The following is a 20,992-nucleotide window of genomic DNA, read 5'->3' on the forward strand; positions in this document are numbered from 1 at the left end:
GGGGGGACGTAGTAGCCCCCCTCTTTTTTGTGGCCTCAAAGATAAACATTTATGAAAAAACATGATATAGTTAATAATATCACTAATTGCTTGTAGGGAGGCCACTCAGATGTTTTTAAGTGAAATTTTGGGTTTGTTGGAAGCAGAAAAGGTTGGAAAGAGTGAACATCTTTCGGTGGAAATTGGCTGTGCATTTGCTTCTGACCTGATGAGCGATGTTTTGGCCCTTGCTAGCCCAGGCTCTCTTTTAATTACTGGCCTTACTAACATTCAAATAGTTAGGACTGCGAGCATGTTAGATATGCCTGGGGTTGTCTTCGTTCGTGGCAAAAGGCCGGCCAAGGAGACCGTAGAATTAGCTGATAAAATGGGGCTTCCCATAATATTGACGAACAAGACCATGTTCGAGACCTGCGGAATACTATATGCGGCAGGCATTAAATCTTGCTTTTGCCCAAAGAGGAGTGGGCAATGAGCGCAAGAGAACCTTTGATAGTCCAAAGAGAGGTTAAGCCTCTTGATTTTTTAGCAGCAGGCGAGACAGCTTCAGAGTTCAAAGAGCTTCTTAAGTCTTTAGGCATACCCACAGATATATGTAGACGAGCCTCTATAGTAACCTATGAAGCAGAGATGAATACAGTCATCCATGGCGGTGGGGGAGTTATGAGTTTGAGGTTGGAGGATGATGCTATCATAATAGTAGCTGAAGACCAAGGGCCAGGAATAGCAGATTTGGAGAAGGCCATGCAGGAAGGATATTCGACTGCCCCTGATTTTGTCAGAGAAATGGGTTTTGGTGCAGGAATGGGACTTCCTAATATAAAGAAATATTCTGATAAACTGGAGATAGATACAAGAGTTGGAGAGGGTACAACGCTAAGGGCCTATATTTTCATTAAAGGCCAACGGGAGGAATAAAAATGTCCCATGGAATAAAAATAAATAAAGAAGCATGCAAAGGTTGTGTAAATTGCATAAAGACTTGTCCTACAGAGGCAATGCGAGTAATAGATGGCAAAGTCCGTATCATGGAAGAGCGGTGTATAGGTTGTGGCGAGTGTCTTAGAAGTTGCAGGCACAGAGCCCTGTCTTTGAAAGAAAACGACTGGGATTTCCTCTCAAGTAAGCGGTCTTTGGCTGTAGTTGTTGACCCGGCATTGTGTTTCCAATTCCCTTGGAGGCCTTATCCAGATGTTCTGTCTCAGGTGCTGCGGAACATGGGATTTGACCCTATTTTCAAAGATGCTGCTTTGGCTTTTGACCTTACAGCTTTGGCTGAAGCAAGATTGCTAGATGGCAATTCAGATAAGCGTGGTCCCATGATATCTACCTACTGTCCCGCTGTGGTAAGGCTTATCCAGATGAAGTTTCAGGAACTTATTAAGAATCTGTCGCCTGTTGAAAACCCTCTTGAGATATGTATAGACCTGTGGAGAGCAAAGCATGTCAAGCACAATGTCCCTGCTGCATTAGTGGCTCCGTGCCCCGCACGCGTAGCGATGGTTGAGGATCCTGTTGGTAGAGATGCAAGTTCTGCTGATTATGTTATTTCTGTTACTCGTATGGCAAGAGAAATATTGACAAACAGTAGGAGCGTTGAACATTTGGAGGACTCTGCAAGAGGCTCTAATTCTCGGTGGGTTAGGTGGGCCTCCTTGGGAGGCGAAACCGCCCATATAAAGGAATTTGCCGAAAAACCCGTTCGCTCTTTGACGGTGTCAGGGATGCGAAATGTTATTGATTTGTTTCAAGAATTGGAATTGGGGAGACTAAAAGGGATAGATTTCATAGAGGCTAGGGCTTGTAACTTTGGGTGTATAGGCGGTATAGCCAACGTTGAATCTCGTTTTATAGCCCACCAAAAACTTAAGATGTTAGCTTCCTCAGCGCCAACGGATGAAGAGAAGCTACTTCTAGATGAACTTTATGAAACGGGGATATGGAAATTGCAGGAAGAGATAATGCCAGTGGAGCAGGCACCATTAGGAATGGATTTGGCCAAGGCTATGGAAAAGTTGGAAGAACTTCACTCAGTGTACGCTGAGTTGCCTCATCTGGATTGCGGAACCTGCGGAAGACCCACTTGTAGGGTTATGGCTGAAGATATAGTGAAAGGAAGTGGATCCATTGAGGATTGTATTTTCAGGGTGAGAGAAAGAATTGCAGAGCTTTCAGAAGAAATACATGTTTTATCTAAAAAACTGATTCATACTATGACTCCGGAGGGAGAAAATGAAGATAAGCGAGATATGTAACAGCTTGGAGCTTAAGGTTTATTGGATGCCAGACGAGGATGTGGATGTTAAAGGTGCAGTAGTTGGAGATCTTTTGAGCTTCGTCATGGGTAATGCCCCTGCAGGTTGTTTGTGGGTGACTATTCAAAACCATCTCAATGTTGCAGCTGTTGCAGTATTGAAGGAAATCCCTCTCGTCATACTCGCTTCAGGAAGGGAACCATCCTCTGAGCTTATCTCCAGATGTGAAAGTGAAAATATAGCATTGGCTTCCACGAGTTTGGATGCCTACACGATTTGCGGGAAGCTTTATGATTTGGGCATAAGGAACGAGGAACGTATATAAAAAAATGAAAATATTTCATATGGATCTTCATGTGCACACGGTGCTTTCCCCTTGTGCAGAACTTGATATGGGTGCGCCAGACATAGTAGGTAAGTGTATTGAAGAAAGGATAGATATAATCGCTATAACGGACCATAATGCTGTGGAAAATGCCATGGCGGTGAAAAAAGCTGCTGAGGGTTTGCCCCTAGAAGTTATATATGGGGTGGAAGTTCAGTCCTTTGAAGACGTGCACGTGCTTTGTTACTTTTCAGAATGGGGGAGAGCAAAGGAATTTCAAGGTTGGCTATGGAACTATTTGCCTCCGATAGGCAATGTGCCTGAAAAATTTGGCGTACAACTTATAATAGACGAAAAAAACGGCATTATTGGTGAGGTCCCTAGGTTTTTACTTCAAGGCATCAATAAGACGGCAGATGAGATAATTGCAAAAGCGAGATATTATGATGGTATTTGCGTTTTGGCCCACGTGGATAGGGATGCGTTTTCATATGTATCTGTTTTGGGCTTTGTGCCGGAAGATTTAGAAATAGGCGCTGTGGAGGTTTCTAGACATATTTCAAGAAGTGAGGCGCTATGTTGGAAACGAAAGGTTGGGGGGCGCCCTCTAATAAGGTCGTCAGACGCCCATAGATTAGACGATCTGAAAAAGGAATATGCAACTCCTGTTTTGCTTGAAAAACCTACCCTTGAAGAAATTACTATGGCGTTTCATGGTGTCAATGGAAGGAAAATCCTCTGGCCATAACCCTCCTTGCTTTGCGGGTTGAATTAATTTTTCTCTTTAGGTACTATTCTTTGGGTTTACGGTAGGGAAACCGATAGTGAGCAAGAGAGACGATAAGAGAAAAGGAGGAATTTGGACATGAGCTTTAAGACGCCGTCGGAACTTGCTAAAGGAGCATGCAGCGCTGCCATTACGAAAAGCAGATGGACAGTGCCTCAGATGCTCATATTAGGATTCTTTGCAGGGGCGTACATTGCTTTCGCCGGTTTTTTGTATACGGTTGTAACCCAAGATTTGGCTCGCTTTGCGGGGGTTGGTTTTGCGAAGTTTTTGGGAGGATCTGTTTTTTCGGTTGGCCTGATGTTAGTTGTTATTGCAGGAGGGGAACTTTTTACCGGTAACTGTATGATGCCCATGGGTACTTTATCTGGTTGTATATCTGTAGGTGACGTTCTGCGCAATTGGTTTTGGGTGTATTTGGCTAATTTTTTAGGTTCAGTCATAGTGGCCTTTTTGGTCTTTCATTCAGGCCTTGCAACGGGCCAAGTAGGTGTTAATGCGCTAAAAATAGCGACAGCCAAGATGAATCTCCCTTTCAAGGAAGCTTTAGTAAGGGGAATTTTATGTAATTGGCTTGTGGTGTTGGCAGTTTGGATGAGCATGGCTGCTACAGACATAACGGGTAAAATCTTTGCTATATTTTTCCCCATAATGGCGTTTGTCGCTTCAGGCTTTGAACACAGCATAGCTAATATGTACTTTATGTTTCTGGGTATTTTACTGAAAGGCAGCGAAAAACTGGTTGAAGCTGCCAATATTTCTGCAGATAAGCTTGCCTCGGTTGGGTGGGGAGGCTTTCTCCATAACCTCGTTCCAGTAACTATTGGGAATGTAATAGGAGGGGTCGTATTCGTGACCATTTTGTATTTTTGGGTTTTCAAGGGCAATTTGAAAGAAGATTAGAAAAGATGAAACAAAACGATCTTTCAGCATCATTGGTCATCCTTGGTGGAGGAAAGGGCATTAGAATAGGCACTGAAAAGCTGTTTTTGCCTTTAGGAGATTCGTTGCTGATAGAAAAGGTCATTGATAGGACGTCTTCGTGGTTTGAGGAGACGATAATTGCCGTAGGAAAGTCTCATGTACCTTTCATGGAGGCTTTTTTGCAGGGAAAAAGTTGCGTTAAGCCTGTTAGGGTAATAGCAGATGAAGTGAGTAATCGGGGCCCCATAGAGGGGCTCCGATGTGCTTTGAAAGTCTTAAAAACTCAATGGGCTTTTGTGATAGGTTGTGATATGCCTTTTGTAAGGAAAGAGATAGCCCAGGCATTGTGGCACTTCTGCAATGAAAAGGCAGATGTGGTTTGCGGAAGGCTTAACGGGTTCTTGGAGCCTCTCCATGCTTTTTATTCTGTATCATGCTTGCCTGCCATAGAAAAAGCCCTAAAAAGAGGGCATCTTTCCTTAAAGGGTTTTTACAAGGACGTAAAGGTTTTCGTAGTTGAGGAAAGCGTTCTTTCCGGTTTACCAGGCTACAGACGTTCTTTTGTGGGAATAAATACTAAAGAGGAACTTTTTCAATTAGGGGACGTATAACCTGTACTAGTTTACTCGCGGGCACATTCTTAGTTTAAATATCATGCAATCATGCAAATTGTGTTGTATTGCAGGTGCATTTCGGGATGTACCTAAATTAAATACCCCCCAAGTCTATTGCGACATATACTTTTCAATGTTATAAGAGCTAAAGGTATTGTTTTTTTGTCAATATTTGTGATTGTGCTCACTATGCTGAAGTGGTGCTAATGTGTAGAAAAAATTGAAAGTAGGTGGTGGTGATAGTGGTAGTGAAGGCGGCAGAAATAGCGGCGAAGACCAAGGAAATAGTGGAGCCTTGGAAAGGGAAGCATGGTGGCCTAATTCCTATTCTCCAGGAAATCCAGCATGAGTTTGGTTATTTGCCGGAGGAGGCCTTGGTCACCGTTTCCAAGGAGCTCAAGATTCCAAAGGCGGATATTTATGGTGTTGCTACTTTCTATGCCCAGTTTCATTTGAAGCCCAGAGGGAGACACGTCATAAGAGTGTGTAGGGGAACTGCGTGTCACGTAAGGGGTAGCCTCAAGATTATGGAAAAGATAAAGCAGATCTTGAATGTGAATGAGAACGATACTACTGAGGATTTGCGGTTTACTCTAGAGCCTGTGGCTTGCCTTGGAGCCTGTGGCCTTGCGCCTGTTCTTATGGTTGATGATGATACTCATGGAAGATTGACTCCAGACAAGGTGCAATCCATTTTAGATAAGTACGAGTAATTACAATGTTGCAGGACCTATCTCAGTACGTACTGGACATATCGGAAAATTCATTGAAGGCTGGAGCATCCAGGGTAGAGATAGAGTTGTGCGTGGATGAGCAAAAAGACCTTGTGAGCTTAACCGTCACAGATAATGGCCCAGGTATGGATGAAGAGCTTTTAAGCATGGTGGTTGATCCCTTTTGCACGACCAGGCGGGAGAGAAAAGTGGGATTAGGTATCCCTTTCCTAAAGCAGGCAGCTGAAACATGCGAAGGCTTCTTGAGAATTGACTCAGGGAAAGGAGAGGGAACTAAGGTCAATGTCTTATTAAGGAAAAGCCATATTGATTGTCCGCCAATGGGCGATGTTGCATCTACTGTGGTTGCGTTGATGGTAGGTTGGCCAGATAGGTCTTTTGTGTTTAGGTATGCAGTTGATGGCAAGACGTTGGATCTAAGTACTGATCAGCTTTTGGAGATTCTTGAGGATAGGAATCTTTTAGTATTGCCAGAAGTGGCTGTGTGGTTAAGAAAGTACTTAAGTGAGCAGATAGAAAAACTCCATATGGGGAGGAAGTGATTGAATTGCCGAAAATTACCAGTTTGGAAGATTTGAGGAAAATAAAGGAACAGGCTAGAGATTTAACTGCTGCTCGAAGTGGTGGTAAGGTAAAGATAATAATCGGTATGGGTACCTGCGGTATAGCAGCAGGAGCCAGGGAGATCATGACAGCGGTCTTAGAGGAATTGGACAAAAGAGGCCTTAGAGACGTTGTTGTGGAGACCACGGGTTGTATAGGCATGTGTCAAAAGGAGCCTTTGCTAGACGTCATAAGGCCCGGGGAACCCCGCATTACTTATGGCAATGTTAGAGTGGAAGATGTACCCATGATAATTGCCGAGCACGTCGTAAACGGCAGGGTTGTTGAAGAAAAAGTTGTAGGAAGAACGGAATAGGGGGGCAAAGAAGATGTCCATGTATCGTGCTCACGTACTAGTTTGTAAGGGAACAGGATGTACCGCAAGTGGCTCTCCTTCTGTTTTCAGCGCTTTCAAGGAAGAGCTTGCAAAACGCAAGCTGGATAACGAAGTAATGCTGGTGGAAACGGGATGCCACGGAATGTGTGAAATGGGGCCCATAGTGGTTATATATCCTGAGGGTGCGTTCTATTGTCGGGTTACTGCAGAAGATGTTCCAGAGATAGTTGAGGAGCATCTCTACAAAGGCAGGATAGTAGAGAGATTGCTTTATACTATACCCACCGATATGACCAAAGTGCCTCATTACAAGGATATACCTTTTTACAGCAAACAGCACAGGATAGTGCTTAAAAACTGCGGTTACATAAACCCTGATCACATAGAGGAGTATATTGCAAGAGATGGTTATCAAGCTTTGGCCAAGGCTTTGACTCAGATGTCCCCAGAAGAGGTTCTGGAAGAGGTCAAACGTTCAGGGCTTAGAGGAAGAGGAGGAGCTGGTTTCCCTACGGGACTTAAATGGGAGTTTGCGAGAAAGGCTGCAGGCGACAAGAAGTATATAATTTGTAACGCTGACGAAGGAGACCCAGGAGCGTTCATGGATCGCTCAGTCCTTGAAGGCGATCCTCACGCAGTTATAGAGGGAATGCTTCTTGGAGCATATGCCATTGGTGCTGATGAAGGTTACATCTACTGTCGAGCGGAATATCCCCTTGCCATAAAGAGGCTTAAGAATGCCATAAGTCAGGCAGAGGAGTATGGGCTTCTTGGGAACAACATAATGGATACAGATTTCTCCTTCCATCTTCACGTTAAAGAAGGAGCAGGAGCTTTCGTATGTGGAGAAGAGACGGCACTCATGGCCTCCATAGAGGGTAAAAGGGGTATGCCTCGTCCAAGGCCTCCATTCCCCGCTCAGGCCGGGTTATGGGGCAAGCCCACTAATATAAACAACGTGGAGACGTGGGCCAACGTACCTCAAATAATATTGAACGGTGCCGATTGGTACAGCTCTATAGGAACGGAAACCTCCAAGGGTACCAAGGTGTTCGCCTTAACAGGTAAAGTAAAAAATACTGGCCTTATAGAGGTCCCGATGGGGATTACTATAAGGGAGATAGTATTCGAACTCGGAGGCGGTATTCTTGGCGATAAGGAATTCAAGGCAGTTCAAATAGGTGGGCCTTCGGGAGGATGCTTGACCAAAGAACACCTGGATCTTCCAGTAGATTATGAGTCCCTGACAGGTGCTGGAGCCATAATGGGATCGGGTGGCCTTGTGGTAATGGACGAGGATACCTGTATGGTGGACGTCGCCAAGTTCTTCCTGGAGTTTACTCAGAGAGAGTCTTGCGGGAAGTGTGTTCCTTGTAGGGAAGGGACGAAACAGATGCTTCTTCTGTTGGAGAAAATAACCAACGGAGAAGGCACAATGGAAGACCTTAACACCCTTGAGGAACTTGCCCACATGGTCAAGAGAATGTCTCTCTGTGGTTTGGGCCAGACGGCTCCTAACCCGGTACTTACTACCCTCAAGTATTTCCGCCATGAATACGAGGCTCATATAAAGGACAAAAAGTGTCCGGCTAAGGTTTGCACAGCTTTGATAACTTACAATATAGATAGTGAAAAGTGCCGCAAATGTGGGCTCTGTGCCAAAAATTGTCCGGTCGATTGCATTTCTGGTGATAGGCAGACACCATATAAGATTGATCAAGAGCGCTGCATAAAGTGCGGCACGTGTCTAGAGGTTTGCCCGTTCAATGCGGTATATAAAGACTGAGGCAGCGGGGAGGAAGAAATAATGAAAGAGATTACTTTAACCATAGATGGAAAGGTTTGCAAAGGTTCCCATGGGGATACTATCCTTACGGTTGCCAGGAAAAATGATATCTATATACCCACACTTTGTTACCTGGAGGGATTAACTCCTATTGGTTCGTGTAGAATGTGTGTCGTAGAAGTTGAGAACAATCCGAAACTTCTCACTGCATGTACTACTCCCGCTCAAGACGGGATGGTAGTGCACACCAAGACAGAAACTCTTCACAACTACAGAAAACAAGTCCTTGAATTACTTTTTGCTGGCAGGAACCATTTCTGTATGTACTGCTCCCAGAGTGGCGACTGTGAGCTGCAGCGTTTGGCAATAGAGCACGGCATGGATCATGTCAGGTATCCTTTCCTTTACTCGGATTTTGAGAACGACGCGACCCACCCCGAGTACCAGGTGGATCACAATCGTTGCATCCTGTGTTTGCGCTGTATAAGGGTATGTGCAGAAAAAGTGGGAGCCCATACGTTGGACCTCAAGGATCGTGGCTGGAATGCCAAGGTAATATCCGATTTGGGCAAAAAACTTGGAGAAAGCGATACATGCGTAAGTTGCGGAGCGTGTGCCCAGGTTTGCCCCACAGGAACTATTACCATAAGGGAGTTTGCATATAGGGGACGTCGTAGCGACTGTGATGATGTAGTGGAAAGTGTATGCCCTCTTTGCGGGGTAGGCTGTAAGATAAAAGCATATGTTAGAACTGGCAGCATAGTTCGTGTGGAAGGTACCACTACCGATCAGCCAGATGGAGGGCAGCTTTGCTACAGAGGTAGATTGGAACTTCCTAGATCTACAGAAAGAGACAGAGTACACGTTCCCATGATAAGAGAAGGGGTTTATTACAGGGAAGCTACATGGGAAGAAGCATTATCCTTGATAGCGGAGAACTTTAAGACGGCCAAAGAAGCTGATAAAGCCGGTGCTTTGGTTTCCAGTATATGCACTGATGAAGAGCTATCCGTGTTCAGCGCACTTTTCAAGGACTCTCTTGGAATGAGAAGATTGGATACTTTTGATGGAGACATATTAAGGGGATTCAGAAAGGGTTTTGAGCCATTCAGGCAACAAGGGGTAAGGCCATTTACCGCGGCGCACAATATTTTGAAAAGCGACTGTATAGTGAACCTCTGCGCTGATCCAGATGAGGAAGCACCAGTTGTTGCTAGCTACATGAGAGTGGCTGCCCTCAGGAATGAGGCATCCCTTATTAATGTCTCAAGTGGTAAGAATCCATTTGAAGGCATAACCGATGTTGATATAAGATTGTTGTCGCCATGTGGTGATCCTTGCCTGCTTGATAGCATAACTAAGGTTATAACCTCGTTGAGGATGTCTGAAGAAGACCTCGGCAAAGGCACTGAAGCACTAAACGATTACCGCAACTACCTGGAGAAGACTGCCGCTTTGGTCAATATGAGCGTAGAGGAAGTGGAGCAAGTTATATTGAAACTTGCTAATGCTAAAAAGCCTATATTTGTCTTGGGAAGCAACGTATCGAAGAATCCAGCAGTAGTCCAGGCAGGAGTAAACCTTGCAATAGCTAGCAGGGCATTCTTCGAGGATGGCATAGGTATCGTACCTCTAGTGGTAAGCAGCAACAGCTTAGGTACTGTGAACACTGTTTTGGCTGAGGAACCATGGCTTGGCAAGGAAGATTTGGATTTTCTCTATGTCTTCTCGACGGGCATGATCCCGGAGGACGAGGAATCCCTTTCGGCGATATCCAGAACCAAGTTTGTGGTGGTTCAGACACCTTATTTGGTACATCCTCTGGTGAACATGGCAGATGTGTTGCTTCCGGCTCCAGCATGGTATGAGAGAAGTGGGCATTTCTGCACGATAGAGGGAGAGAGAAGAAGGCTGAATGTGGTTGTACCGCCTAAGGGAGAAGTCAAAGGACTCGCCTCGGTTATTCAAGAATTTGCTTCGGCCCTTGGCGTAGAGTTGGGCAGCCCTAAGGCTGTTCCGTGTGAGCAACTTTTTGGGAGCGAAAAAGCTCCTGAGACCGCCCAAATGGTCGAGCTGGAGGAGGTGTCTTTGTAATGGCCAAGGTTAAACTTGCCACTGTGTGGCTGGAAGCCTGTGCGGGCTGCCATATGTCTTTCCTCGATATTGATGATAGGATACTGGGCTTGTTGGAGAAAGTTGACATAATGTATTCCCCTGTGGTAGATGCCAAGGAAATACCAAAAGTTGACATAGGTGTTATTTCCGGAGCGTTGGGGAACGACGAGGAAGTTCATCTGGCGAAGAAGATGCGAGAACAGTGCGATATTCTGATCGCATGGGGAGATTGTGCTGTTTTTGGGGGCATAAACAGCATGCGTAACTTTATGCCTGCAGAGGAAGCGCTTAAAAAGGCATATGTAGATACTGTGAGCACTGTGAATCCTGAAGGAATAATTCCAGGAGAGGACATTCCTCAATTGCTGCCTAAGGCTATACCAGTGGATCAGGTCGTAAAGGTAGATGTTTACGTTCCTGGATGTCCGCCAGATGCAGACACTATATTGTGGGTTTTCCAGGAATTGCTTGAAGGAAGGATTCCTAAAGTTCCCGCTGAAATGATGCGGTATGACTAAGGGGGGCTATAAAATGGGTACGGTTCGTAAAATAGAGGTTAATCCCATTACGAGGATAGAAGGACACGGCAAGATCACGGTACATCTCGACGAGAATGGAACCGTTTCTGAAGCCCGTTTTCACGTCACTCAGTTCAGGGGGTTTGAGGCCTTTACTAAGGGACGTGATTTTAGGGAGATGCCGGAGATAACGCCTAGAATATGCGGGATATGCCCGGTTAGCCACCATCTTGCTTCCGCTAAAGCCTGTGATGCTATTCTTGGCGTACAGATAACCCCAACTGCTCACAAGCTCAGGGAATTGCTTCATATGGGACAGTTCGTTCAGTCTCATGCGTTGAGCTTTTTTCACCTTTCCAGCCCGGATCTGCTCTTTGGCTTTGATGCTGATCCTGCCATAAGAAATATTGTAGGTGTTGCTGCCAAATTTCCTGAGATCGCTACCAAAGGCATAATGTTGAGAAAATTTGGGCAGGAGATAATAAAGACTCTGGGAGGCAAGAAGGTACATCCTTGGCACAGCATCCCAGGAGGGGTAAATAGGAGCATTAAAGAAAGTGAAAGGGATTCCTATCTTAAGGAAATTCCCACAATGAAGGGATACGTTAAAGATGCCTTGGAACTCGTAAAAGGCTATTTACAAGAACACAAAGATGAAGTTTCCACATTTGCGCCTATGAAAACTTCCTATATGGGACTTGTAGCCGATGGCTTCCTGGAACTTTACGATGGGGACATCAGGCTTAGGGGGGCAAGAGGCAGGATTATCGACGAATTTCCTGATTGGGCATATGCAGACTACATAGGGGAGCATGTTGAACCATGGAGCTACCTCAAGTTCCCATTCTATCGTCCCCTAGGATATCCAAACGGAAGTTATAGAGTAGGGCCTCTTGGAAGGCTTAACGCGTGCGATGATATATCCACTCCGGAGGCCTCAGAGGAGTTGAAGCTTTACAGACAGGCGGGAGAAGAAGGCATAGTACACGATGTCCTCTATTACCACTACGCAAGGCTTATAGAAGCGCTCTACGGAGTTGAGCGTATAGAGCAACTCTTGGAAGATCCGGATATAACAGGAAGCGATCTTAGGATAACTTCCAATGAACTTTACCCTGAAGGTATAGGTGTCATAGAGGCGCCCAGGGGAACGTTGATTCACCACTACAAAGTCGACGAGAGTGGTGCCATAACGGACGTTAACCTTATAGTAGCCACAGGACACAACAATTTTGCTATGAACAAGGGAGTAGAGGCCATAGCGAAGGCGTACATCAAAGGAGACGACGTACCTGAAGGGGTCATGAACAGGATGGAACACCTTATCAGGTGTTACGACCCATGCCTTTCGTGTTCGACTCATGCTGTAGGCAAGATGCCTTTGGAGTTGTCCATAGTGGACAACAGCGGAGAGATTCTCCGTAAGATCTACAAGGATTAGTCTGAGGCTAAGATGAAAGCTTTTGTCCTGGGATATGGAAACGTTTCCAGGCAGGATGATGGGGCGGGCCACTTGCTTGCAGGGCTTGTGGCCCGCATTATCAGAAAGAGCGGGGCTGAAGTTGAGCTTTGGAGAGGGCATCAGTTGGTGCCAGAAGTTCTTCTAGATATAAAAGGATATCAAGTCCTGTTTTTTTGTGATGCATCATTAAAGCCTTATCCTGAGGGTTTTCTCATAGAGAAGGTAAATCCAGGAGATATGAAGACAGAAGGGCTAAACATGCATACCTTTGGCCCTGCAAACGTGTTATCTTTAGCTGAGCAACTCACGGGAGAGGTTCCTGACGCATGGTTGATATCTGTTACGGGGGAATCTTTCGATTTTTCTCATCGTCTAACTCCTCAGTGCAAGACGAGAATAAAAAGCGCGGCTAGAGCATTCCGTTCTTTTTGGAAACATCTTTCTGAGGGGCTTTAAGTTAAAGCCCCTCAGAAAGATGTATAATAAACTATCCATTCATTCAATTGTTTGTTTCCTTTTTTGTTCTTAATAATGCAGAATAATTTCTGAAAGGAGGTTCCTTTCTTGAGTAGGGCTTTTGTAAAGGATGATGAAGATGCTGAGAGAATAAAGGAACTGTTTGAGCAGGAAAAGAAACTTTTGGATTGGTTGAATATCCAGAAGAAAAAGCTTTCTGTGCTTGAATCTGGAGAAAAAGCAGGTACCATTGATGAAGTTAAGAGGAAGCAATGGATAATAAAAACGAAAAAAGATATAGAGGATACGGAAAAAACCCTAGAGAGATTGCGCGAGGAGATAAAAGGGCTTCAAAAAGGATAGTGTTCGGAGGGGTAGGGGATGCTTTTTGTTCTACGGTTGTTGAGGTTTGCTTTTCCTATTTTGATAATGTTTTTGGGATTTAAGTTGCTGTATTTTTTCTTGAAGCAAGCCAAGGTTCATGCTGGAAGAGCTTATAACGAGACTTGGGAAAAGGATTATCGCCAGGAAAACAAAAACCGCAGTGAGAGAAGTTATTCTTTCAAGGATCCTTATAAGGTGCTCGGGCTTTCTAGAAGTGCCGATGAAGAGACAATAAAAAGGCGCTACAGGGAGCTTGTGGCCAAGTATCACCCTGATAAATTCATAGGTCAGAATTTGGATAAAGAATTTATTGATCTTGCCACGAAAAAGTTTCAGGAAATCCAGGAAGCCTATGATAAGATACGAAAAGAGAGGCACTTTTAACAGATTTAAGAAAGAGGGGCTAGGTACTCTATGAAGTTGAAGTTGGTCGTATTGGTAATTGCCTATATTCTTGCCACAGCGGTTTCCTCCATGGCTGAAGGAGTTGTCTTTTCAGCCGAAGCCAGAAAAGAAATGGCCAAAATGGGCAATGAAGGTTATATAAGCATACAGAAGATAGGTTCTGGCTGAAGGGCAAATTATATAGCCCTCGTGCAGGGCGGCAAGCCCGAAGACCTGGAGAATTATTATCTTGTATCGACGGAAGGTATAAATTTGTGGGTACAAAAAAACCTTGAATATGAAGGGGATGCCCTCCACATTGATAAAGTGCTTACTACTTTAGGTTATCTGCTATTAGGTGTAAACGCCCATATGAGGTTCTAATGATATTTGAAGGAGAGTTTTATTTTAACTCTGTATTGGTCAATTTTCCCATCCTTTATTGTCACATCTTGTTCTACGACTTCTGCTACTCGTAAGTCCTGAAGAGTTTTGGAGGCTGTTTCTACCGCATTTTTGACGGCTTCTTCCCAGGATGTATCACTACACCCTATTATCTCTATTACTTTATAGACTCCGCTCATGGAAATCTACCTCCTCTCAACTTTAAATCTAATTACCAAACAAGATAAAGTGTTACATTGTTAGTATATACCCTGAAGGGGCAATAGACAATGCCTGATTATTGAGATGATAAGTGTGGTAGAATACTCTAACCATGTAAACATGGAGGGATTGGAATGGAAGAGCGAACATATAGCCAGAGCGGATGGGGGCTTAGGTTTGTCCTTGTACTTGTTTTTGCTGCCATAGCAGTCCAGGTCTGGGCATTGAAAACGCCTGGGAGCATGTCTCATATGGTTTTAGTAGTCTCTGCAGTTTTGTTAGGCTTTACCCTAGTGTTTTTTACCTCCATTAAGGTGACTTTGACGGGGGATAAGCTTGTTGTGAGCATGGGGCCGGGGTTAGTAAGGAGAACTCTGCCTATCTCAGATATTCAATCGGTTTCTTTTACGAAGGTCCCTTGGCATTCAGTGGGACTAAAACGCATATATAAGGGCTGGCTTTATAGTGTAGGTGTAACTGACGCGTTAGATATTAGGATGGTAGATGGGAAGCGCTACATAATAGGCATAAAAGATGCCAAAGCCATAGGAGAAATCCTTCAAGATCGAATGAAGATGACCCCTAGCAACAAATAATAGGTTATTTTTATGTGAGACCTTGACAGCTACAATTTGGGAATGGCTCGTTAAAATGGTTACTGTGAGAAATTTTCTTTGGAAGGGTGATTTCATTGAAGGCTTTAGAAGGCATTAGAGTGCTTGATTTCACACGAGTTTTGGCCGGTCCATTCTGCACCATGGTTTTAGCTGATCTAGGTGCAGAAGTGGTGAAAGTAGAGCGCCCTGGGGTAGGCGACGATTCTAGGGCCTTCGGGCCATTCATTGGTCAGGAAAGTGCCTATTTTATGAGTATAAACAGAAACAAAAAGAGCATAACCTTAAACTTGAAAGACCAAAGGGCTGTGGAAATAGTCAAGAAGATGATACCTCATTTCGACGTGGTAGTTGAAAACTTTAGACCGGGCGTGATGGATAGGTTAGGATTAGGTTATGAAAGCTTGAAAGAGCTCAACCCGAGGCTTATTTATGCTTCTTCCAGTGGCTTTGGCCATACAGGACCCTATTCTCAACTTCCAGCATATGATCTGATAGTCCAGGGTATGGGTGGCATCATGAGTATTACAGGGCCTGATGAACAACATCCAACTAAAGTGGGAAGCTCCATTGCCGACATTTTTGCTGGAGTCTTTTGTGCCATAGGCATTCTGGCTGCACTCAATCATCGGGAAAAGACAGGAGAGGGCCAGAAGGTGGATGTCTCCATGTTGGATTGCCAGGTGGCTATACTGGAAAATGCCATATCTCGCTATTTCGTGACAGGGAAGATACCTACTCCCATAGGAAACAGGCATCCGTCCATAGCCCCTTTCGCTACATTCAAGACGCAGGATGGTTTTATAAATATAGCCATAGGGAATGATTTTATCTGGAATCGATTCTGCAACCTTGTAGGCCGTCCAGAGCTAGCCGAAGATAGCCGTTTCATTAGTAACGAGGCAAGAAATAACAACTGGGAAGAATTGGAGCCGATTCTAGAGGAAATCATGGCAAAGGATAACACTGCGGCATGGATAGAGAAACTGCGTTCTGTAGGAGTGCCTTGCGGTCCAATTAACAATATAGAACAGCTTGTGAATGATCCACAGGTTCTAGAGAGAGAAATGATTGTCGAAGTAGAACATCCTGTGGCAGGGAACCTCAAGATGCCTGGATGTCCCATTAAAATGTCCAAGACACCAGGTAAGATAGAAAAGCCGGCTCCACTTCTTGGCGGGGATAATGAAGAAATTTTGACCCGATTTGCGGGGCTATCCAAAGAAGAGCTTAAGACCCTTCAGGAAGAAGAGGTTATCTAACAAGGCAATCCCTCCAAAAAATTCTTTGTCCGCAGTGAGGGCAGGATTGACACTAAAAAACAATCCTGCCCTTGTGTTTTATTCATGTCAACCAACATCACAATAAATAGGGTTTGAACATGTCAAAGAATGACAATTCTTTAAGTCCTATACGTCAGTAGAATGAAATTGCAAGTTTCTGTTTATTTGCGCAAAAAAGAACAAACCGGAAAGGAGGGCTAAAAGGAGAAAGTCCATAGGGGAAGGTTGCGGCTTAGGGCATGGGATCAACTTATTAAATGGAGGTGTGGTTTTGTCATGATTAAGAAGCTAGGAGATGTGCTAGCAAGACTTTCTATGAAATATCTTCCCGACCCGTTTATTTTTGCGGTGATATTGACATTTATTTCGTTTATTTTAGGGGTAACCATAACCCATCAATCAGTAATGCAGATGGTAATAAATTGGTACAAGGGCTTTTGGAGTTTATTGCCTTTCTCAATGCAGATGTGCCTTATGGTCATTACACCAGCGGCTCTCGTTGCTGCGCCTGGTGTTCATAAATTTGTGGACACCTTGGCTGATAAACCTAAAGATGGAAAATCCGGTGCTTTTTGGGTTGCCATGCTGGCTTGTGTCTCCGCTATGATACATTGGGGTCTTTCTTTGATTCTTGCTTCCATATTTGCTAGAGAGGTAGCTAAAAAACTCTATGCTAAGGGTGTTAAGTTTAGCTACGGTCTTTTAGGTGCAGCGGCATATTTGGGACAGATGGTTTGGCATGCTGGTTTTTCTGGCTCAGTTCAGCTCCTTATAGCTACACCAGGTCATTTCCTCGAAAAAGAAATTGGTGTCATTCCTGTATCTGAGAGCATACTCACGCCTATGAATTTGTTTGTGATGCTTTTAACTGCAGTCCTTCCTGCCTTTTTCATAGCAAAGATGGCACCAAAGGAAGAAGAGCTTCAGGAATTGGATCCTGAAATTGTAGAGTTTCTTAAAAATCAGCACGTTGCCCACGTAAAGAGACCCGAGAATCCCACTATAGGAGACCGCTTAAACCACAGCATTATAGTAAACTACCTTATTTGTGCAATGGGGGTGGCATACATAATCTATCATTTTGCCACCAAAGGCTTTGACTTAAACCTGAACATAGTTAACGCCATATTCTTGTTCCTTGGCATGATTCTCCACAAGACTGTGGCCAGTTACGTAAAGGCCGTATCAGATTCCGCCAAGAGTGTCGCAGGAATTATTTTGCAGTTCCCATTCTACGCGGGAATCATGGGTATGATCCGTCACAGTGGCCTTGTTGATGTATTTGCAGGCTGGATAGTTTCCTTCTCCACTGTCAAGACCTTGCCCATGTGGACGTTCATAACCTCATCTATAGTAAACCTCTTCGTGCCCAGCGGTGGTGGACAGTGGGCAGTACAGGGGCCAATAGCTGTAAAATCGGCACAAATGATGGGCGTTAACGTCATTAAAGTGGCAACAGCTCAAGCCTGGGGTAACTGTTGGTCTAACATGCTTCAGCCTTTCTGGGCCATAGCCTTGTTGGGAATTACAGGTCTAAAGGCGAGAGACATTATAGGTTATTCAACGGCAGTCATGTTAGTAACAGGAATTATATACATAATCGGATCATTCTTGCCGGTTAGCTTCTAATAGTAATCTAAAATACAGTAGATCGTGATACTGAGGGGAGGAATAATGAGTGAAGGAATTTATAGTTGCAGGTTGCCAGTTCACAATAAAACCAATGGATGTAAAGGCCAATATAGAAAAAGCTTTGGTATTTCTCGAGAAGGCCGCAAAAGAGCATGAAGCTGATTTAGTGGTCTTTCCTGAGACCATAACGACTGGGTTTACTCCTCTCTCGAAGGCAACCCAGGAAGAGACCATTGAATCCTTGTGGGAAGCGGTAAGCGAAGTCCCAGGCCCCATAACAGAACCCATTCAAGATGCAGCGGCAAAATTAGGTGTCCATGTAATATGGCCTACTTATCGTCGAGGTCCTTCAAAGGATATCGTTTACAACTCCTGCATGGTTATAGACGACAATGGAGACATAATAGGCGACATTTATAATAAGACCCACCCATTCCCAACGGAGAGAAAAGAAGGAGGCGGGTGGACTACTGCTGGAGATAAACCAGTGGTAGTAGAGACTAAGCTTGCTAAAATAGGGCTTACTATATGTTACGATGGCGATTTCCCAGATTTGGCCACGACAGAAACTTTGATGGGGGCTGAGGTCATAGTGAGACCTTCTGCGTTACTTCGTACTTACGACATTTGGCAGTTTGTAAACCAGGCAAGGGCCTATGATAACCACGTATATTATGTTGCGATAAACTCAGTAGGAGTGGACGGTTCAGGTAACAGTTTCTTTGGAAGCTCCATGATAATAGATCCCACAGGGTGGAAGTTGGCCCAGGCCAGGGGCAATGATGAGATAATTTCCGCAAAGTTAGATCCAGATCCCATAAAATATGTGAGCCATGGCACCAAGTCACCTATGATCTTTGACCACATTGAGGATAGAAATGTAGGTGTATACAAGGATTGGATATTGAAGGAAGGAAAATGTCCTTTCGAACCCGCAAAACGAATCCCCTATAAGAAAAAAAGTTCCTAAATAAAAAGGGGGCTATAGCCCCCTTTTTGCTTGTCCTTCAATTCTAAAGTTTCTATATATCCCAAGATGTGTTGTCTCGCAAAATGTGTACGTAATAGCTTAAAGTTATAGCCAATCTATGCAGTCTATTGTTGAGATCTATCTGTAGGACGCCTTCCAGCTCCCTTACGTAGTTTCGTACTGTGTTATAATGAAGGTGTAAAGATTTGGCGCACTCTTTTATGTTGAAGTCGGAGGATATGAGAGCTTTTGCTACTTCTCCTAAGGGTACTGCCCTTCTTGTAGAGTTTTCGTAAAGGACAGGGGCCCAATAGCGTTTCCAAAGCCCTTTTGCCTCGGGAAGAGTCGCTAGTTTATTTAGCAAAGTATGCATAGCTAGTTCCCCATATCTATAAATTCCAGGAGTGGGCCTAAATTTTCTCAGCCAATCAAGAGCTCTTTTGGCTTCGTCATATGATATTTTTATATTCTCCCAATTTTTTACTGTGCTTCCTACAGCAATCCACAACTTTTCATCTTTGGCAGTTTTAAGCAGGTCTGTGTAGTGGGACTTGTAATCTGCAGAGCTTGCAATGCTAATCCATTGATTGGCGTGCTTGTAACTCAAAGAGAAGGGAGGTCTCCAAAGCGGCGGGGCGTATGTATCTTTGGTTGAGCATGTCAGAAGCACTATAGTCTCCTCAGGTATATTTATGTTGAGTTCTTTCGCCCTTTGCGTAACCATTTCTTCGTTGTTGTACGTGCCAAGGCATAAGTTTTGCAAGAATTGGTCCCTTTGGGCTGCAAGAGCGTTATTTAACAATTTTGCCTCGAAGTTGCTTCCCCTCAATATACCCAAGGCCCTTATGGTCATTCTTTCTTGCTTTATGGATGGGTATTGTTCACCTGGAGGCAGCACTAAAGCTATCTCCAACGGTGGTTGTGCCTTTAAAGCATATATGCTTACGTATCTTTTTTCCCCATGCAGTAAGGTTTCTCTTACATGAATAGTTATGGCACCACAGGATGGCATCTCTTTTTCACTTAAAGCAGGAAGGAATAATATTTCTTCAGCTTCCGTTGAATCTAGTACAGTTCCATCAATTTCATAGTAATTGTTTATCGCGAGGTCTGGAGCTCTGACGGCCAAAGGGCATCTAATACTGGAAGCTAGATGTGCTAATAGCATGTGGTTATCCCAATTTTCGTTGAATATGTCTTGCAGCACTGGTCTACTATAGTTTTTACCAAACTCTCTTTCCCTCAAGAGCCACCCATAAACTATTTCGTTTATGTCTATCCACCTATATTTTAAGGGGATTTCTATTAGAGGAAGTCCTAATTTATCCGATTCTTTGATGCAACTTTCTGGAATTTGAGAGTGGTACCTGTCTATTTTGATGCCCAGAGCAGCTATCTCTCTTCCTGCCACCAAGCGTAAGAATTCTGCCATGCTGTCGGGATCTTCTTTGAATATGTAGCCACTTCCTATTAGGAACTCCCCGCCTCGCATCCATCTAAACACATCTGGAGAGTCTATAACAGACACAGAAGTTATTTCTCTTGAGACTCCCTCGGCTCCAGCTATGAGGCGGAAATCTGGGAATACGGTTTTTTTAAAAAGATCGGCTACTTTCATTTTTGCACCTCGTTAGGGAGTTTTTAATCATATATATTTATATTATACATTATCCGAATACAAGTTATCTTCTGCCTTTAGAGGCTTTTGTGTACCATTCTTTTAGGAAGGCTATTATGTCAGGGTAGAGATGGTAATTTAGTTTATTAGTAAATGGAAAAGTCGCTGCGATCTTTCCTATGTAATAAGGGTCTCTCCCAAGGGGGAGAAAGGGGCCTCTATATATTACGTAGTCGTCGTATATGATCCATTCAAGAAGTCCAGGGGTTAGTTCCTCCTCTGATTCAAGGGTAAGATCAGAATTGAACTTAAATACTTTTTCTCCCCCCTTTGTGTTTCCCGATATTATGAAGGCCTCTTTCGATTCTTTGATGCACACTAGGGCGTGATTGAGATCGCTGTCCACAAAAATATCGTGAAATCCCCAAAAGGGAGGATTGAAGACCAAAATTCTTTTGTTTTTGCTCCATTGGATGTATTTATCAAGGCTTGGAGCCCTGTCCATTATGTCCTTGGGTGTTATCGGTAATTTTTTTCGTTTGAACAATTTGCCTAAAAAAGCCAAAGGATCCATAAGTTTACCTC

At 44.1% G+C, this 20,992-nt stretch carries 25 protein-coding genes; 22 read left to right on the forward strand and 3 right to left on the reverse strand.

The features are described 5' to 3' along the window. The first annotated feature begins 109 nt into the window (after positions 1-109). From H0Z23_RS05195 to H0Z23_RS05280, 18 genes are all read left to right on the forward strand, one after another. Entirely contained in the window at positions 110-475 is a 366-nt protein-coding gene (locus H0Z23_RS05195; protein ID WP_296867923.1) for a DRTGG domain-containing protein, read from the forward strand. Further along, the gene (locus H0Z23_RS05200; protein ID WP_296867924.1) at positions 472-918 is read left to right on the forward strand and encodes an anti-sigma regulatory factor; all 447 of its coding nucleotides are present in this window, start codon (positions 472-474) and stop codon (positions 916-918) included. Before H0Z23_RS05195 ends, H0Z23_RS05200 begins: the two co-directional genes overlap by 4 nt. Positions 919-920: 2 nt before the next feature. Further along, the gene (locus H0Z23_RS05205; protein ID WP_296867926.1) at positions 921-2,255 is read left to right on the forward strand and encodes a [Fe-Fe] hydrogenase large subunit C-terminal domain-containing protein; all 1,335 of its coding nucleotides are present in this window, start codon (positions 921-923) and stop codon (positions 2,253-2,255) included. Beyond that, positions 2,233-2,580 carry a serine kinase gene (locus H0Z23_RS05210; protein WP_296867928.1) on the forward strand — a complete coding sequence of 116 codons (348 nt, stop codon included), beginning with the start codon at positions 2,233-2,235 and terminating at the stop codon, positions 2,578-2,580. Before H0Z23_RS05205 ends, H0Z23_RS05210 begins: the two co-directional genes overlap by 23 nt. 19 nt (positions 2,581-2,599) lie before the next feature. Continuing rightward, a complete protein-coding gene (locus H0Z23_RS05215; RefSeq protein ID WP_296867932.1) occupies positions 2,600-3,328 on the forward strand; it encodes a PHP domain-containing protein in 729 nt (242 codons plus the stop codon). A gap of 117 nt (positions 3,329-3,445) precedes the next feature. Further along, a complete protein-coding gene (locus H0Z23_RS05220) occupies positions 3,446-4,270 on the forward strand; it encodes a formate/nitrite transporter family protein (RefSeq protein WP_296867934.1) in 825 nt (274 codons plus the stop codon). A gap of 5 nt (positions 4,271-4,275) precedes the next feature. Continuing rightward, positions 4,276-4,902: a molybdenum cofactor guanylyltransferase gene (locus H0Z23_RS05225; RefSeq protein ID WP_296867936.1), complete on the forward strand. Its 627-nt coding sequence runs from the start codon at positions 4,276-4,278 to the stop codon at positions 4,900-4,902. A 239-nt stretch (positions 4,903-5,141) separates the two neighbouring features. Then, a complete protein-coding gene (nuoE, locus tag H0Z23_RS05230) occupies positions 5,142-5,618 on the forward strand; it encodes an NADH-quinone oxidoreductase subunit NuoE (RefSeq protein WP_296867992.1) in 477 nt (158 codons plus the stop codon). A 5-nt stretch (positions 5,619-5,623) separates the two neighbouring features. Continuing rightward, positions 5,624-6,181, forward strand: a complete 558-nt coding sequence (locus tag H0Z23_RS05235) for an ATP-binding protein (RefSeq protein ID WP_296867941.1) — start codon at positions 5,624-5,626, stop codon at positions 6,179-6,181. A gap of 5 nt (positions 6,182-6,186) precedes the next feature. Then, complete coding sequence (locus tag H0Z23_RS05240) at positions 6,187-6,558, forward strand: (2Fe-2S) ferredoxin domain-containing protein (protein ID WP_296867943.1); 372 nt, start codon at positions 6,187-6,189, stop codon at positions 6,556-6,558. A gap of 19 nt (positions 6,559-6,577) precedes the next feature. Beyond that, on the forward strand, positions 6,578-8,365 hold the full coding sequence (gene nuoF, locus H0Z23_RS05245; protein ID WP_366928874.1) for an NADH-quinone oxidoreductase subunit NuoF: 1,788 nt from the start codon (positions 6,578-6,580) through the stop codon (positions 8,363-8,365). 21 nt (positions 8,366-8,386) lie between these two features. Continuing rightward, complete coding sequence (locus tag H0Z23_RS05250; protein WP_296867946.1) at positions 8,387-10,459, forward strand: molybdopterin-dependent oxidoreductase; 2,073 nt, start codon at positions 8,387-8,389, stop codon at positions 10,457-10,459. After that, positions 10,459-10,998, forward strand: coding sequence for an NADP oxidoreductase (locus H0Z23_RS05255; RefSeq protein WP_296867948.1), 540 nt, complete (start codon positions 10,459-10,461; stop codon positions 10,996-10,998). The genes H0Z23_RS05250 and H0Z23_RS05255 overlap by 1 nt, the downstream gene beginning before the upstream one ends. A gap of 13 nt (positions 10,999-11,011) precedes the next feature. After that, a complete protein-coding gene (locus H0Z23_RS05260; protein ID WP_296867950.1) occupies positions 11,012-12,439 on the forward strand; it encodes a Ni/Fe hydrogenase subunit alpha in 1,428 nt (475 codons plus the stop codon). A 12-nt stretch (positions 12,440-12,451) separates the two neighbouring features. Further along, the gene (locus H0Z23_RS05265; protein ID WP_296867952.1) at positions 12,452-12,916 is read left to right on the forward strand and encodes a hydrogenase maturation protease; all 465 of its coding nucleotides are present in this window, start codon (positions 12,452-12,454) and stop codon (positions 12,914-12,916) included. A gap of 108 nt (positions 12,917-13,024) precedes the next feature. Further along, positions 13,025-13,279: a hypothetical protein gene (locus H0Z23_RS05270; RefSeq protein WP_296867954.1), complete on the forward strand. Its 255-nt coding sequence runs from the start codon at positions 13,025-13,027 to the stop codon at positions 13,277-13,279. A gap of 18 nt (positions 13,280-13,297) precedes the next feature. Further along, positions 13,298-13,684: a DnaJ domain-containing protein gene (locus H0Z23_RS05275; protein ID WP_296867956.1), complete on the forward strand. Its 387-nt coding sequence runs from the start codon at positions 13,298-13,300 to the stop codon at positions 13,682-13,684. Positions 13,685-13,714: 30 nt separating this feature from the next. Beyond that, on the forward strand, positions 13,715-13,873 hold the full coding sequence (locus tag H0Z23_RS05280) for a hypothetical protein (RefSeq protein WP_296867958.1): 159 nt from the start codon (positions 13,715-13,717) through the stop codon (positions 13,871-13,873). Positions 13,874-14,064: 191 nt separating this feature from the next. Here H0Z23_RS05280 and H0Z23_RS05285 read toward each other — a convergent pair whose 3' ends face one another. Then, positions 14,065-14,268 carry a dodecin family protein gene (locus tag H0Z23_RS05285; RefSeq protein ID WP_296867959.1) on the reverse strand — a complete coding sequence of 68 codons (204 nt, stop codon included), beginning with the start codon at positions 14,266-14,268 and terminating at the stop codon, positions 14,065-14,067. A 156-nt stretch (positions 14,269-14,424) separates the two neighbouring features. Between H0Z23_RS05285 and H0Z23_RS05290 the strand changes: the two genes are divergently transcribed. The 4 genes from H0Z23_RS05290 (at position 14,425) to H0Z23_RS05305 (ending at position 18,789) form a co-directional block, all read left to right on the forward strand. After that, the gene (locus tag H0Z23_RS05290) at positions 14,425-14,886 is read left to right on the forward strand and encodes a hypothetical protein (RefSeq protein WP_296867961.1); all 462 of its coding nucleotides are present in this window, start codon (positions 14,425-14,427) and stop codon (positions 14,884-14,886) included. An 86-nt stretch (positions 14,887-14,972) separates the two neighbouring features. After that, positions 14,973-16,166 (forward strand): CaiB/BaiF CoA-transferase family protein, encoded by a 1,194-nt coding sequence (locus H0Z23_RS05295; RefSeq protein WP_296867962.1) that lies wholly within the window; start codon positions 14,973-14,975, stop codon positions 16,164-16,166. A gap of 297 nt (positions 16,167-16,463) precedes the next feature. Further along, positions 16,464-17,816 (forward strand): TIGR00366 family protein, encoded by a 1,353-nt coding sequence (locus H0Z23_RS05300; RefSeq protein WP_296867964.1) that lies wholly within the window; start codon positions 16,464-16,466, stop codon positions 17,814-17,816. A gap of 49 nt (positions 17,817-17,865) precedes the next feature. Next, a complete protein-coding gene (locus H0Z23_RS05305) occupies positions 17,866-18,789 on the forward strand; it encodes a carbon-nitrogen hydrolase family protein (protein WP_296867966.1) in 924 nt (307 codons plus the stop codon). Positions 18,790-18,841: 52 nt separating this feature from the next. Here H0Z23_RS05305 and H0Z23_RS05310 read toward each other — a convergent pair whose 3' ends face one another. Then, complete coding sequence (locus tag H0Z23_RS05310) at positions 18,842-20,407, reverse strand: PucR family transcriptional regulator (RefSeq protein WP_296867968.1); 1,566 nt, start codon at positions 20,405-20,407, stop codon at positions 18,842-18,844. A 64-nt stretch (positions 20,408-20,471) separates the two neighbouring features. After that, positions 20,472-20,981 carry a hypothetical protein gene (locus H0Z23_RS05315; RefSeq protein ID WP_296867970.1) on the reverse strand — a complete coding sequence of 170 codons (510 nt, stop codon included), beginning with the start codon at positions 20,979-20,981 and terminating at the stop codon, positions 20,472-20,474. Between the last annotated feature and the right edge of the window lie 11 nt (positions 20,982-20,992).

This window comes from Thermovirga sp. (assembly GCF_017656375.1).
Classification (GTDB): Bacteria; Synergistota; Synergistia; order Synergistales; family Thermovirgaceae; genus Thermovirga.